Annotated in this window: 13 protein-coding genes; 8 read left to right on the top strand and 5 right to left on the bottom strand. The window is 63.4% G+C overall.

The window, feature by feature from the left end:
* Window positions 1-103 precede the first annotated feature (103 nt).
* The 8 genes from ACVMDN_RS27080 (at window position 104) to ACVMDN_RS27115 (ending at window position 5,782) form a co-directional block, all read left to right on the top strand.
* Window positions 104-1,000 (top strand): LysR family transcriptional regulator, encoded by an 897-nt coding sequence (locus ACVMDN_RS27080; protein ID WP_076823781.1) that lies wholly within the window; start codon window positions 104-106, stop codon window positions 998-1,000.
* A gap of 241 nt (window positions 1,001-1,241) precedes the next feature.
* Complete coding sequence (locus ACVMDN_RS27085) at window positions 1,242-2,615, top strand: aromatic ring-hydroxylating oxygenase subunit alpha (protein ID WP_076823778.1); 1,374 nt, start codon at window positions 1,242-1,244, stop codon at window positions 2,613-2,615.
* A complete protein-coding gene (locus ACVMDN_RS27090; RefSeq protein WP_076823774.1) occupies window positions 2,615-3,130 on the top strand; it encodes an aromatic-ring-hydroxylating dioxygenase subunit beta in 516 nt (171 codons plus the stop codon). Before ACVMDN_RS27085 ends, ACVMDN_RS27090 begins: the two co-directional genes overlap by 1 nt.
* Window positions 3,131-3,138: 8 nt before the next feature.
* Window positions 3,139-3,465, top strand: coding sequence for a non-heme iron oxygenase ferredoxin subunit (locus ACVMDN_RS27095; RefSeq protein ID WP_076823771.1), 327 nt, complete (start codon window positions 3,139-3,141; stop codon window positions 3,463-3,465).
* A gap of 37 nt (window positions 3,466-3,502) precedes the next feature.
* Window positions 3,503-3,832 carry an MFS transporter gene (locus ACVMDN_RS27100; protein WP_083714857.1) on the top strand — a complete coding sequence of 110 codons (330 nt, stop codon included), beginning with the start codon at window positions 3,503-3,505 and terminating at the stop codon, window positions 3,830-3,832.
* Window positions 3,826-4,815: an MFS transporter gene (locus ACVMDN_RS27105; RefSeq protein WP_083714856.1), complete on the top strand. Its 990-nt coding sequence runs from the start codon at window positions 3,826-3,828 to the stop codon at window positions 4,813-4,815. Before ACVMDN_RS27100 ends, ACVMDN_RS27105 begins: the two co-directional genes overlap by 7 nt.
* Before the next feature lie 77 nt (window positions 4,816-4,892).
* On the top strand, window positions 4,893-5,405 hold the full coding sequence (locus ACVMDN_RS27110) for a MarR family winged helix-turn-helix transcriptional regulator (RefSeq protein ID WP_076823768.1): 513 nt from the start codon (window positions 4,893-4,895) through the stop codon (window positions 5,403-5,405).
* 95 nt (window positions 5,406-5,500) lie between these two features.
* A complete protein-coding gene (locus ACVMDN_RS27115) occupies window positions 5,501-5,782 on the top strand; it encodes a hypothetical protein (protein WP_057021052.1) in 282 nt (93 codons plus the stop codon).
* Window positions 5,783-5,910: 128 nt separating this feature from the next.
* Here ACVMDN_RS27115 and ACVMDN_RS27120 read toward each other — a convergent pair whose 3' ends face one another.
* The 5 genes from ACVMDN_RS27120 to ACVMDN_RS27140 are packed head-to-tail and all read right to left on the bottom strand — an operon-like array spanning window position 5,911 to window position 13,064.
* A complete protein-coding gene (locus ACVMDN_RS27120) occupies window positions 5,911-8,013 on the bottom strand; it encodes an adenylate/guanylate cyclase domain-containing protein (RefSeq protein ID WP_076823766.1) in 2,103 nt (700 codons plus the stop codon).
* Between the two features lie 21 nt (window positions 8,014-8,034).
* Window positions 8,035-9,060, bottom strand: a complete 1,026-nt coding sequence (locus tag ACVMDN_RS27125; protein ID WP_141339636.1) for a SphA family protein — start codon at window positions 9,058-9,060, stop codon at window positions 8,035-8,037.
* A gap of 49 nt (window positions 9,061-9,109) precedes the next feature.
* Window positions 9,110-10,129, bottom strand: a complete 1,020-nt coding sequence (locus tag ACVMDN_RS27130; RefSeq protein WP_143270681.1) for a DUF1254 domain-containing protein — start codon at window positions 10,127-10,129, stop codon at window positions 9,110-9,112.
* A complete protein-coding gene (locus tag ACVMDN_RS27135) occupies window positions 10,126-11,589 on the bottom strand; it encodes a DUF1254 domain-containing protein (RefSeq protein ID WP_076823761.1) in 1,464 nt (487 codons plus the stop codon). The genes ACVMDN_RS27130 and ACVMDN_RS27135 overlap by 4 nt, the downstream gene beginning before the upstream one ends.
* 41 nt (window positions 11,590-11,630) lie before the next feature.
* Window positions 11,631-13,064 (bottom strand): DUF1254 domain-containing protein, encoded by a 1,434-nt coding sequence (locus tag ACVMDN_RS27140; RefSeq protein WP_076824205.1) that lies wholly within the window; start codon window positions 13,062-13,064, stop codon window positions 11,631-11,633.
* Between the last annotated feature and the right edge of the window lie 11 nt (window positions 13,065-13,075).

Consider the following 13,075-nt stretch of genomic DNA (forward strand, 5'->3'; position numbering starts at 1 on the left):
CTCCTCCGTTTGATCGTTGCGAGAAGACTGCTCCATTTTTTTGGTATCTCACAAGAATATGTTTGATATGGTATCCATCTCGATTTGAGATGGAGTGCCAGTCATGGACCTGCGGCAGATCCGCTATTTCGTCGCCGTCGCCGAGCGTGGCGGCTTTGCCGCCGCAGCGAGCACGCTGAACGTCGCCCAGTCGGCACTCAGCCGCCACGTCAAGGAACTCGAGGACGAATTGGGCGGCGCCTTGCTCGAACGCGGCGCGCGCGGTGTCTCGGTCACGGAATCCGGCAAGGTGCTGCTCGCGCGGGGGCGCTGGCTGCTCGGCACAATCGACGACATCAAGGCCGAGGTGCGCACGGAAAACCGCGAGCCCAGCGGTACGGTGCGGATCGGCGCGCCGCCGAGCCTCGGCGATATCCTCTACCCGCCGCTGGCCCAGGCCTTCGTGACGCAGTTTCCACGCGTGCGACTCGAACTGAGCGAGGGCCTGACCGAAAACGCGTCCGAACGCCTGCTGCGCGGTGAGCTCGATCTGGCGATCGTGACGACGCCGTCGCCCAACGACCATCTCGACTATGAAACGCTGGTCGTCGAGCAGGTGTTCCTGATCGGACCGTCTCGCGATCCGCTGCTGAAGCGCGGCCGGCTGACCCGCAAGGAATTCGACGCCTTGCCGTCCGCGGTGGCCCCGCTCAGCCGCAACCCATTCCCGTCGACCATGCTCTGCGCGGTGCGGGTCGATAACAGCACACCGATGAAACGCATGGTGGCATCTGGCCTCGGCTACGCGCTGCTGCCCTTCTCCGGCATTCACCAGGAGGTGGTTGCCGGCGTGCTGTCGGCGGCGCTGTTGCCGTGGATGCGCGCCGAACGCGTGCTGGCGCTGCCGCGCGGACGACCCGTGAGCCGGGCCACGCGTGAAGCGATTGCGGCGCTGAAGAAAATCTGCCGCGCCCTGATCGACGCGGGAATTATCCTGACCGCGCCGGCGCGCAAGAGCTAAACCCGCCGCTCCACGCAAGCGGTCTGCTCATTCATCGCTGCCCGACGCACGGGCCGTATCCGTTGCGTCCGGCTGCAGCTTCCGATCGACCAATCCGTCTTGACCATGGTTGTCATGACAACTATAGAGTCATTCCAAGATTGGCGATCAAGCCGGCTGTTCCCGCCGTGAAAAGACGCGAGCCGTGAGCGGCTCTGCGGGCGACTTTTCGCGGCCGGCGGTTAGTCGAAGGGAGGACGTTATGAACGCTGCTTCGCAGACCCATGCGGCAAGGCTGAGCGAGATTTCCCGGCTCATCGACGACCGCCCCGGCGAACGCATCTTTGAAGTCGATCGCCGGATCTTCACCGATCCGGACGTGTTCGACGCCGAGCTGCGATATATCTTCGAAGCCACGTGGAATTTCATCGGCCTGGAATCCCAGGTCGCTCGTCCCAACGATTTCGTCACCACCCATATCGGCCGGCATCCCATTCTGGTGATGCGGAGCACTGAGGGCAAAGTCGGCGCCTTCCTCAACACCTGCCGGCATCGCGGAACGATCGTCTGCCCGTTCAAGCAGGGCCGGCAGAAATTCCATGTCTGCCGCTATCACGGCTGGGCCTACGACTCGGGCGGACGCAACATCTCCGTGACGGAGGAAGCGAGCGGGCAGTATCCGCCGTCCTTCTCGAACAGCAATCACGACCTTCTTCCGGTCGCGCGGCTGGGCTCGTATCGCGGATTCCTGTTCGCGAGCCTCTCCGCCGACGTTCCGCCGCTGGAGGAATTTCTCGGCGACACCCGCGCGTTCCTCGACCTCATCATCGATCAGAGCGACAGCGGTGAGGTCGAATTCGTGCCGGGCGCCAGCACCTACACGTTCGATGGAAACTGGAAGCTGCAGTTCGAGAACGGTCTCGACTACTATCACTTCGCGACCACACACAGCTCCTACGTCGATATCCTGAAGAAGCGCAATGCAAGCGCCGGACCGGATGCCGGATTCACCGCGGAGCCGGAAGGCGAGCAGGAAGGGCAAGGCAGCTTCAGCTTCGATTACGGTCACGCCGTCAACTGGTCGATCAAGCGCACGCAGCTCTATGGCCGGCCGCTCGGCATGGATCCGGCGCGTCTCGACGCGGTGCGGCAGCGCGTCGGCAGCACCCGCGCCAAATGGATGCTGCGCCAGCGCAACCTCACGATTTTTCCGAACCTGCAGGTCATCGACATCCTGTCGGCGCAGGTGCGAACCTGGCGGCCGCTGGCACCCGACAAGACCGAGATGGTGTCGCATTGCCTTGCTCCGGTCGGCGAAAGTGCCGCGGCGCGCACGCTTCGCATTCGCAACTACGAAGACTTCTTCAATGCCTCCGGGCTGGCAAGCTCGGACGACAACGTCATGTACGAATTCTGCCAGACCGGCTATGACGCGACGACCGCCGCGCCCACGCAAGGTTATCTGCGCGGCATCGCGGAGGTCGGCCACGGCGAGAGCGCGCACACGCGCGAGCTCGGCATCACCCCTTCCGAATGGTCGTTCGGCCCCACCAGCTTCGGCGGCGAGACGAATTTCCATCCCGGGTATCGCGAGTGGCGCAGGCTGCTGCAGCACGCTGCCGGGGAGACGGCGTGATGGCGGCCGACGCAATCAAGCAAACCGATGCCCGCGCGGTCGCAGCCGCGGTCATCTTTCGCGAGGCCCGCCTGCTCGACACCGGCGAATGGGCCGACTGGGTCGCGATGTACAGCGAGGATGCCGTCTATTGGGTGCCGGCCTGGCTCGACGAGTACACCACCACCAATGATCCCGACACGCAGGTCTCGTTGCTCTACCACGATGCGCGGCGCGGACTGGAAGAGCGGATCGCGCGCATCGAGTCGCGCAAATCGATCACCGCGCTGCCGCTGCCGCGCACCGTGCACCAGATCTCGAACCTGGAAGCGTGGGAAACCGGCGCCGATCAGATCACCTGCCATTCGGTGTTCTCGGTCCACGTCTACGACCCGCGCATGGCCAAGGAACATCTGCGGCACGGGCGCTACGAGCACACGCTGCGGCGTGACGGCGAGACCTGGAAGATCGCGCGCAAGGTCATCACGCTGGTCAACGACCGCGTCCCGACCGTGCTCGATTTCTACAGCATTTGAGAGGGCACATGACGGACGATCAGGGAACCTGGCACGAAGCGGCCGCACTCAGCGCGCTGAACGAAGGCGAGCCGTACGGCATCGAAATCGGCCGCCACCACATCGCGCTCTATCGCGTCGGCAATGAGTACTACGCCACGAGCAACATCTGCACGCATGCGGAGGCGCTGCTGTCCGACGGCATTCTGGACGGCTGCGAGATCGAATGCCCGCTGCATATGGGCCGCTTCGACATCAGGACCGGCGAGGCGCTGACCAGCCCGGTCGAGATCGACATCCGGACCTATCCGGTCCGCGTGGCGGGCGACAGGCTCGAAGTCTGCCTGCCCGCATAAGACGACCATCAAAAATCAAGAATCGGGGGAAACAGGGATGACCGAAGTCGTGATGGACAAGGCGGCGATGACGACCGCCGATCCGCAGATCGAACGCACCACAATCCGCAAGGTCGCGCTGCGCCTGATGTGGTTCGTCATGGCGATGTATTTCCTCGCCATTCTCGACCGCGGAAACATCTCCTTTGCCGCGCTGCAGATGAACAAGGAGCTCGGGCTCAATGCCGAGAAGTTCGGCATCGCGGTCGGCATCATGTACTTCACCTATTCCATCTTCGAGATCCCGAGCAATCTCATCCTCAGCAAATACGGCGCGCGCGTCACGCTGACGCGGATCGCGATCCTGTGGGGCATCGCCCGATGCTGATGGCATTCACGCAGGGCCCGCTCAGCCTCTATGCATTCCGCGGCTTCCTCGGATTTGCCGAGTCCGGCCTGTTTCCCGGGGTGATGCTGCTGCTGAGCCTCTGGTTTCCATTCAGCTACCGCGCCCGCTACAACGCGATGTTCAACTATGCGGTGCCGATCTCCTATATCTTCGCCTCGCTGATCTCCGGCGCGATCCTCGAGCTGAACGGGGTGTTCGGCATCTCGGGTTGGAAATGGCTGTTCATCCTCGAAGGCCTGCCGCCCGTCATTCTCGGGATCGTCGGCATCTTCTATCTGACCGACCGCCCGCAGCAGGCGAGCTGGCTGTCGACGGCGCAGCGCAACTGGCTGACCAGCGCGCTGGAGCGCGACGCCAAGGCGACCGGGGTGGTGCATGCCGAAGGCGTGCTCAGGACCATCACCAAGCCGATGGTGCTGCTGTTCGGCCTGTGCAATTTCGGCCTGTTCTGCGGCCTGGCTTCGCTGTTTCCCTGGCTGCCGCAAATCATCAAGTCGTTCGGGCTGCCGAATTCACAGGTCGGTTTCGTGACCGCGATCCCGCCCGTCGCCGGCCTGATCGGCATGATCGCGTTGTCGCGGCACTCCGACCATGTCGGTGAGCGCTTCTATTATGCGGCCATGACCTTCGTGATCGCAGCGGCCGGCTTCGCGATGGCGGCCTTTTCAACATCGCCGGTCTGGATCATCATCGGATTCATGGTTGCCAATGTCGGTGTCTATGGTACGCAGGCCGTGTTCTGGACTATTCCCCAGTCCTACATGTCGCGGCAGAGCGCGCCGGGCGCGATCGGCCTGGTCAGCACCATCGGCAGCATCGGAGGCGCCACCATCCCGATCGTGATCGGACGCGCCAAGGACGCCTCGGGCAGTTTCACCACCGGATTCCTCGTGGTAACAGGCGTTCTCCTGGTCGCGGCGGCGTTGGTCCTGATCGCGCGCACTCAACTCGTGAAAGAATGAAGAGCCGGACTGGCGCAAACCGCAACAGAGCCCCTGACCCGCGCCGCGCCGCGCAAGGGAACACGGGCTCGGAGCTGGTGATCGATTTCGAACGTTACGTGCCCACGGTGCTGTCCAGCCTGGTCGCGAAGTTGCGCGCCAATGCCAATGCCTTCTTCCCGCAAGCCTACGGCGTATCGCTCGCGGAATGGCGGGTGCTGTCCTTTCTCAGGGAGCATGAACCGGCAAGCGCCTACGACATCTGGACCAATGCGCAACTGGACAAGGCCGTCGTCAGCCGCGAGACGGCCTCGCTGAAGAAAAAGGGCCTGATCGAGCTGACGCCGGTGCGAGGCAGCGCCCGGAACCGGACCGAGATCCGGCTGACATCGCAGGGCGTGGCGCTGCTCGACCGCAGTCTGGATGAAATCCTGCGCCGGCACAGCAACCTCACGGCCGGTCTCGACGCCAAGGCGCTGGAGAGCTTCTTCCGGGTCGTGGCGCATATCGAGCACCGCATCCCCCACATGGCCGACCAGACCTCGAACGCCGTGCCGGCCCATGCGCCGGTCAAACGCATTGCGAAACGGAGGCCGCCGACCGGCGCCTAGCGACACTTGTCCGGTGAGGAACCCCGCGTAATTTATGTTTCAGTAAGCAAGTTGTAGCTAGGATCGATCAGTGAGTTGCGTATGGGAGACTTCCAGTGATCGACTTTGACGAACTTCGTAGTATCGCCGCGGATGTTCGTATCTTTATCGACGCGTCGGAAGACAAGGGTGGCGCCTTGAAGGCCATCATCGAGGCCTACGACGTCGTTCTGGGGATTTTCCCGGCCGGCCAGGGAATGGATCTTCACGTGGTCAAGGGCAACGAGGTCCTCAATCACATCGCGCAGACCCAGGCATCGTCGGGCTTTACCCACACCGCCATCGCATTCCAGACCCGTGAGCAGGCTGTTGCGCTTCAGCAACTGATGGCCGCCTAGCCACCGGCGTTACGCGCCCCTGTTGCGGGGGCGGCCGAAACGATCGCATCGGCGATCGCGCAATCTCGATCGACGACCGAAGCGGCCCTGGAAGATCGAGGGTCGGATCTAATTCCTCTCCCTGCATCTCAGGGCACCGGTAGATCAAACAACGGTTGCTGAACCGCGTTGCGCAGCCGTTCGGCATGGTACTGCGCGACACAATCCCAGGGGTACTCGACCAGGAAATCGGCAATGCGCAGCGCCGCCGCGGCGGGCTCCGCGTACCGGATCGAACTGTAGACGGCTTCCCAGCGCGCGCAGAACGTCAGCTCCGAATCGCCGCGTTCGCCGCACAGCTCGTAGACCGTGATCGCGTCGGCAAAGCCCTTCGGCCGGATCTGGTCGACGCTGCGGAACGCGAATCTGTGTTCGGCACGCGCCTTCACGGCTGCACTCACCAGGACCTGCGTGCCGTAGTTCTTGTTGAGGCCTTCGAGACGCGAGGCCAGATTGATGGTGGCGCCGAGCGCGGTGTAGCTCATGCGGGCGGCGGAGCCGACATTGCCGACCACGGCATCGCCGAGATGCAGGCCGAACCGCGTGCCATAGGCCGGCCAGCCTTCGCTGCGGAAAGCCCGGTTGAGCTCGGCATTGCGGTGAACGCAGTCCAGCACGGCCTCGCAGGCATGAACGACGTGATCGGGATCCTCGTCCGGCGCGTTCCACAGTGCCATCACGGCGTCGCCGATGAACTTGTCGATGGTGCCATGGTGTTTCATGATCGCCTCCGACATCGCGGCGAAATAACGCGAGGTGAAGATCATGACTTGCGAGGGGTCCGCCTTCTCGGTCTTCGCGGTGAAGTCGGCGACGTCAGTGAAGAGAACCGTGACCTCGCGCCTGATACCGCCGAGCTGCAGCGAGGCTCCGGACTGCATCAGCTGACGGACGATCGGCTGAGGAATGAAGCTTGAGAAGTTGCGTACGACGGTGCGCATCGTAAACACCGAGCGGCCCAGTTCATCGATCTCGTCGATGGCCGATTGCATCCGCGGCCGGTCGGCGAGCTGAAAGCGCTGGATCTCGTCGGTCTGCCGCGCCAGCTCACGCAGCGACCGGGCGAGCAGCGAGCCGAGCCAGAACGCGAAAGGGAGCATCGCGATCACAAAGCCGAGCGCGATGGCGAACAGCGCGCGCCGCTCCGAGATGATCTTGGCGAAAAACTCGTCGAGCGGGGCGACCACCGCGAGGTGGATGTTGGCCGCACCGGCCGTCTCGATGCGGTGAAAGGCCGCGACAAGGGTCCGTCCGTCGGCGTCGGTGAAGAACTGCTGGGCGAGCCCGTCGCTGCGCCAGGACTGGATCGCCGCGGACAGGCCGGGAAGCTTGAGGACGTCGATCCGGGGCAGTGCGTCGCTGCGTTCCGTCATCAGCTCGCGCATCTCGGGATGGCCGACGATGCGGTCGGCGTCGTTGAACAGGAAGGCCAGCCCGGATTTTCCGAGCTTTTGCCGGCTCAGCATCTCCTCGAGGCGATTGAGCAGCAGGTCGGCGGCCACCACCCCGCGGCGGCCCTCCCTGAGCGGCGTGCGCAGCGTGTAGCCGGGCTCCCCGGTCGCGTAGAACACATAAGGCCCGGTGAGCAGCGTCTTGCGATCCTTTAAGGCATCGACATACCAGGGACGCCGCCGCGGGTCGTAGCTATGCGGCCCCGCCACCTCGGCGACCTTGGTCAGGTTTTCGGACAGGAACAGCGTCACCGGCGCCGCGGCGGCCGCGCCGGAGCGGGCAATGACGACGACGCGGTAGACGGCGTCGGCGGCGACATTCAGCGCCGTGCGGAATTGCGGCTTGGCGCGATCGATGACGTCCATCTCAAGAAAGGAGCCGTCTTCGTACCCGACATAGAGGTTGAAGATCTGCGGATTGTTGCGCAGCATCGAGGCCAGCAGGGCGTAGAGCCTGACATTGTCGGCGACGTCGGCCTCCTGGATGGCCGGAATTCCTGCCAGGATCTCGAGGTTGTCGCGCACATTCTTGAACTGCGCGTCGATGCGATCGGCGCCGATTTGCCCCACCTTGTCGATGAAGGTGCTCGCGGCCATCTGCGTGATCGACGAGACCCGCCTGAAACTGAGATAGACCAGCGTCAGTCCGACCACCAGCACCGCGGCGATGACCACCGTGATGATCGAGGTGCGGAAGCCGATACGAACCGGCCCCCGGCCGGTCTCGCGCGCATCACTCATCGAGCTCGTCGTTCGCCTCCGCTAATATTTGCGCACGATCGGCTTCGTCGGTGTAGTAGCCGGCGCGGCCGGCGAGAGCTGGAACGTCACCCACGCCGTCCACCCTTCCGGCCGGTTCTCTGCGGCGAAATCCTTGTAGCCACGAAGGTTCAGATAGCCCTGATAGCCGTCGGCCACCGGAAAGATGAATCCGACCTGCGGGCCGATGCCCGCGACGCGTCCCTTGAAATCACCGAGCTTCGCGCCGGCACCGCTGTCGCCGGTGAGTTGCTGGAAATAGTAGCCGGCGACACCGACATGCACATTCTTGGCGACGAACTTCGAAAGTCCCCAGTCGACGTGGAAGTCGATGCCGTTCTGGTACTGCAGATCCTTGTTCATTCCATTGTAGGTGACGCCCGCCAGCACCGAGAACTCCTGGCCGGATTCAGGATTGAGATAGGTATAGGCGCCGCCGACATCGATCGCAGTGAATCCGAAGCTGAGATTGGCGAGGCGACTGCTGTCATAGGTCCCGCTCGGGATGTTGCCGAAGATGTAGACCATCTCGTTGTTGACACCCTGATTCCATTTCAGCGTGCCCTGGTAGAAGACATCGGAGACCGTGTTGCGGTTGTCGGTTGCGACGCCCGAGACCGTATTGCCCCGCGGCCCCGTCAGTGTCGCGTCGACACCGACGCCGACATTTCCCGGCGCGGCAAGGAAGGTTACGGCGGCCTGGCCCCCGAGCACGGACTGAGCCCAGGTGTAGGTAAATCCTTCCACGAGAACGTCTGCATGCGCGTTGAGACCAGCGACGACCGATCCGGGCACCCGGTTGCCGATCACGAAATTCTTGCCCGCGTTGGCGCTTTGGTCGAGGTGAATGTAGATCGTCTCATACGCCCAGCCGGGCATGGCCGGTGCGGCGGTCAGGCTTGCGAACGCGCCGGGCAGCCAGAAGCTGACCCCGCCGGAATCGGCCAACGCCGCGCGCGGCGCTGCCGACAGTGCGAGTGCGCCAGCTATGCCCAGTGCGGCGCACCTGTGATTCTTGACCATCCTCATCCTGATCTCCCCACTTCGTTCAGGCCATCGTAGCGGATTCGCGCGCGCTTCAGTTGACCGCCTGCGCCTCCGGGAACTTCCATTTGCCGTTCAGGATTTCCGCCCGCGGCCGGTAGAGCCGGACCGTGTAATTCCAGCCCTTCATGGTCGGCAGGCAGTTCGGGATCTTGCCGTCGCAGCCGCCGAATTGGACCGCGACGGAGCCGTCGGGGCCCTTCGCGCCGGTGATATTGTTCAGCGTGTAGGCGTCGTAGGAATTCTTCTCGAAATATCCCTTGGCGTTGTAGACGCTGATCGACCAGAAGCCGTCGACCGGGACGTCGCGGACGGTCAGCTTGTAGACCGTCGTGCCATCATTCTTCGTAGGCGTGATGCTCAGATAGGTGGCGTCCTTGTCGGGATTGCCGCCCCAGCCGGCGGCCGTGCCGATCAGATGCCTGACAGGATCGACGTGCCCCTTGGGTCCGAAAGCATGCGCAAAGCCTCCGGTGTAATCATTGAGCGCAAGCAGCGCTTCGCGAATGGCTTTCTGGCTGGCGGGGTCCCAGTTCGGAAGTTCGAGCTTGCCGGTGCCTTTCTGGCTAACCTTGATGGCATCCTGCAGCGCGTGGACCTGTTCGAGATCCTTCGGATCGTTTGGATTGACGAGCGTCCGAATTCCGACCACCGCGTAGCGCGTGCCGACGTTGTCGCGCGTCAGCGTGCGCTTGCCGGCACCGTAATAGACCGCGGGCACATAATGATCCTCGCTGATCACCTGCAGTGCCATATAGCGCTTGCCAGGGTCCGGCATCGTGATCGTCACCGGCCCGGCGTCGAGGTCGAACACCCCTGATGTATAGAGCGTATCGCGGTTGAGCCGGATGACGGTCTGGTTGTCGATGCTGGCCGGCTCGCGGCGATGGTTGAGCTTTCCGAGGCCGACCCCCTTGGCGAGATTGCCCAGATAGAGATCGGACTCGGCGCGGGCAAAATTGTCGACCGTGACAGGTACCGGCGATTGCGCGAGCGATGCACTTTGGCCCACGAGGCAAAGGACACCACCAAAGAGGAAATTCCGCAGCATCATTTCATGCTCCCGACCGTGGCAGCCTTCACCTCGGTGAAGTCGCCCGGCTTCCAGCTCTTGTCGAAGGCCGCTGCTTCCGGCCCATAGATGCGAATATAGGCGAACCAACCCTTGCCGGGTTGTGTCTTGATCCAGTGCGCCTCGTGGCCTGTGGGCGCGTCAGGGCCGAAATAGAGCTGCGCCGGTGCGCTGCCCTTGATGTCCTTCAGCTCGAACATCGAGCGCAGCGCGCCACGATCCTGATCGGTCTGCACCTGCGATCGCGTCGCCGTGTCATAGACGGTGACCGACCAGAACAGTTTGCCGGGCACCGGCTGCGGCAACGACAATGTGTAGTTCTTGCCGCCGTCGAGGAAGGCGCCGGTAGCGTCGCGCACGCTCATCCAGTAGAGCGAGCCAGCGCCGGCGGTCCGGCGGAACATCGCCGGCGAGGTGACGATCGCCTGCGCGAACCAGCGGTCGCGCGCCTCGAGATCCATGCCGGCCGGCGTCTCGAATTGCGCGCTGCCCGGCGTCAGGCCGACCCACTCCCATTTGCGATCCGGCCAGTTGATACGATCGGGCCGTGCGCTGTCGAAGGCCGACACCAGCATCTGGTCGCGCCCAGCCTTGGCCGCACGCGCGAGGATGTCGGTCATGCGCGCGTCGGGCGCGAACGGCTTGCCCTTCTCGATGCCAAGTTCGGACAGCAGCCCATACATCGGCAGGAACGACGGAACGATCGGCTCCTCGTCGACAATCCGCTTGAGCACCTGCCAGAACTGACCGTTGTCTTCCCAGCGCAACGAGGAGCTGTCCAGCTTCTCCTTGGTCGTATCGACGACTGCGAGATTGCGGTTGCTGCCGAGCGGATGGACTTTTAGCGCACGCAACGCATCCATCGCCTTGTTGACGTCGCCGCCCACCGGCAGCGCACGGATCGCCAGCAGGTTCTTGTAGGATTTCGAGCGCGCCACGTGATAGCCGGCCGGCACCGCACCCTTGTAGTCCGGCGCCAGCACAAGATGCTTGCCGCCCTTGCCGGCATCGGGCCCGGGCAACCCCATATCAAGCACCCAGCCCTGGTTGTGGTCGTTGACGAGGCCGATATAAGGTCCGGGCGGAATCTCGATGACGACCGGCCCCTTGCTCACGTCGATCACGCCGGAGCCATAGGGCGTATCAGAGTTCAGCGTGAAACCGACCTGACGAGGGCCCGCGGCGGCGATGCCGATCTTCTCGCCGTCCTTGATGCCGACCTCACGGTTGCCGTTGAAGATGCCTTCGACCGACACGGTCGGATACCAGAACCGATAGGCGGTGATCGCCCGCTGGAAGTCGGCGTCATCGCGTGCGCGCCTGGTCGTATCCGCCGTCGGATAGCCGCGCTCGAACGCGTAAGGCGCTTGGGTTTGCGCCGACGCCGGGATAACGCAAACGAGCCCAATGGCGGCGGTGGCGCGCAAGAGACGGACCTTCATCACGCAACTCCCTGTTGTACCGATAACTGATTTCCGGCGCTTCATTTCGTTGAACCGCCTGTTGTGATGGCGATCCGCTCGACGTCGGGCAGCTTCCACACCTTGTCGAAAAATTCCTTCTTTGGCGCGTAGAAGCGCGCCATCAGTTCGAACTTGCGCGCGGGGTCGGTCGGCAGCCAGTTCGTCTCCTGTCCGGTCGGAGCCGCCGGCCCGATATAGATGTCGACTGAGCCATCCGGGTTCTTCTTCAGGTCGGGGATTTGCGAGGACCGGCTGGCCCGAGCGACGTTCTTGATCAACGCATGGGTCGCGCGATCGTAGGCGGTCACCGACCAGTATTGTGCGACCGGAACATTGGCCGGAACGTTGAGGCGATAGGTCTTGCTGCCGTCGAAGGCATCGCCCGCCTTGTCGCGGATCGAGATCGCATAGAACTGACCGGCGCCCAGGCGCTTGATGCCGATATAGGCGTAGCTGTAAGCGAGAGCGCGGCTGTCGGTCGGGTATGCGTTCGGATCGGCGAACCCGTCGGAGTAGGCCTTGACGACGTCCGGCGGCGCCGGGAACGTCCAGCGGCTGGTCTCGGAGAAGAACGGCGGCAGGCCGGCGTCGTATTTCGCCGCCAACCAGGCACCCGCCTCCTTCGCCGCCGAAGCAAGCACCGTCTTCATCGCCTCGGACGGAGCGAACGGCCTTCCCTTCTCGATGCCGATCGACTTGAGGCTATCGATCATCACCCGATCCCGGTCGATCCACGGCTCGTCCTGTATGATCCGATTCAGGTGCTCGAAGAAAGCCGCGTCGTAGCGAATGGTGGAATCGAAATCGGTGTCCTTCACGTCGCTGAACACCGTCGCCGGCGGGCTGGCCGCCTGCGCCAGGGAATAGACCTTCATGCGCTTGCCGTAGGCGATCGCGGCCTGGACGTCGGCATCGCCGTGGCTCTTGAGGTTGGAGCGCAGAAGCATGTAGCCGCCGAACGTGTCGGACTGCAGCGCGATGTAGCCGTCGGGCTTCGGGCCGTTGTAACCCGGCGGCAGAATCAGGAACTTGCCGCCGGCACCCTTGTCGACGCCGAGCAGGCCGGCATCCTCGAGCGGCATCTGCCAGACCGTGACGATATTGCCGTTGAACGATCCGTTCGTATCGTTAGGCGGGAGATCGAGCACGATCGGACCATTCCGCGTGTCGAAGAACGTCATGAAGTACAGCGCGTCCGGATTCGGCGTCAGCGTCTGGTTGTGCCAATCAAGCGGACGCCCCCAATAGATCACCTGCCCCACCTTGCCCGGCGTCCTGGTCAGCATCTCCTGCCGCATCAGGTCGGTGTTGACCGCGGGAATGCCCCAGATCACGGCCTCGACAGCGCGGCGTTCGATCAGGCGGCGATTCAGATCATCGCTGGACGGCGTTTGGGCATATGCCAATACGGTCGCCATCATCAGCGCAAGTCCTCCGGCGATCAATGGCTTCATGACAATCTCCA

Source organism: Bradyrhizobium sp. USDA 4510, assembly GCF_054059095.1.

Bases quoted from the DNA above. Each gene is read 5' to 3' on its own strand.
- ACVMDN_RS27080 (WP_076823781.1), top strand. From the start codon at position 104: ATGGACCTGCGGCAGATCCGCTATTTCGTCGCCGTCGCCGAGCGTGGC.
- ACVMDN_RS27085 (WP_076823778.1), top strand. From the start codon at position 1,242: ATGAACGCTGCTTCGCAGACCCATGCGGCAAGGCTGAGCGAGATTTCC.
- ACVMDN_RS27090 (WP_076823774.1), top strand. From the start codon at position 2,615: ATGGCGGCCGACGCAATCAAGCAAACCGATGCCCGCGCGGTCGCAGCC.
- ACVMDN_RS27095 (WP_076823771.1), top strand. From the start codon at position 3,139: ATGACGGACGATCAGGGAACCTGGCACGAAGCGGCCGCACTCAGCGCG.
- ACVMDN_RS27100 (WP_083714857.1), top strand. From the start codon at position 3,503: ATGACCGAAGTCGTGATGGACAAGGCGGCGATGACGACCGCCGATCCG.
- ACVMDN_RS27105 (WP_083714856.1), top strand. From the start codon at position 3,826: ATGCTGATGGCATTCACGCAGGGCCCGCTCAGCCTCTATGCATTCCGC.
- ACVMDN_RS27120 (WP_076823766.1), bottom strand. From the start codon at position 8,013: ATGAGTGATGCGCGCGAGACCGGCCGGGGGCCGGTTCGTATCGGCTTC.
- ACVMDN_RS27125 (WP_141339636.1), bottom strand. From the start codon at position 9,060: ATGAGGATGGTCAAGAATCACAGGTGCGCCGCACTGGGCATAGCTGGC.
- ACVMDN_RS27130 (WP_143270681.1), bottom strand. From the start codon at position 10,129: ATGATGCTGCGGAATTTCCTCTTTGGTGGTGTCCTTTGCCTCGTGGGC.
- ACVMDN_RS27135 (WP_076823761.1), bottom strand. From the start codon at position 11,589: ATGAAGGTCCGTCTCTTGCGCGCCACCGCCGCCATTGGGCTCGTTTGC.
- ACVMDN_RS27140 (WP_076824205.1), bottom strand. From the start codon at position 13,064: ATGAAGCCATTGATCGCCGGAGGACTTGCGCTGATGATGGCGACCGTA.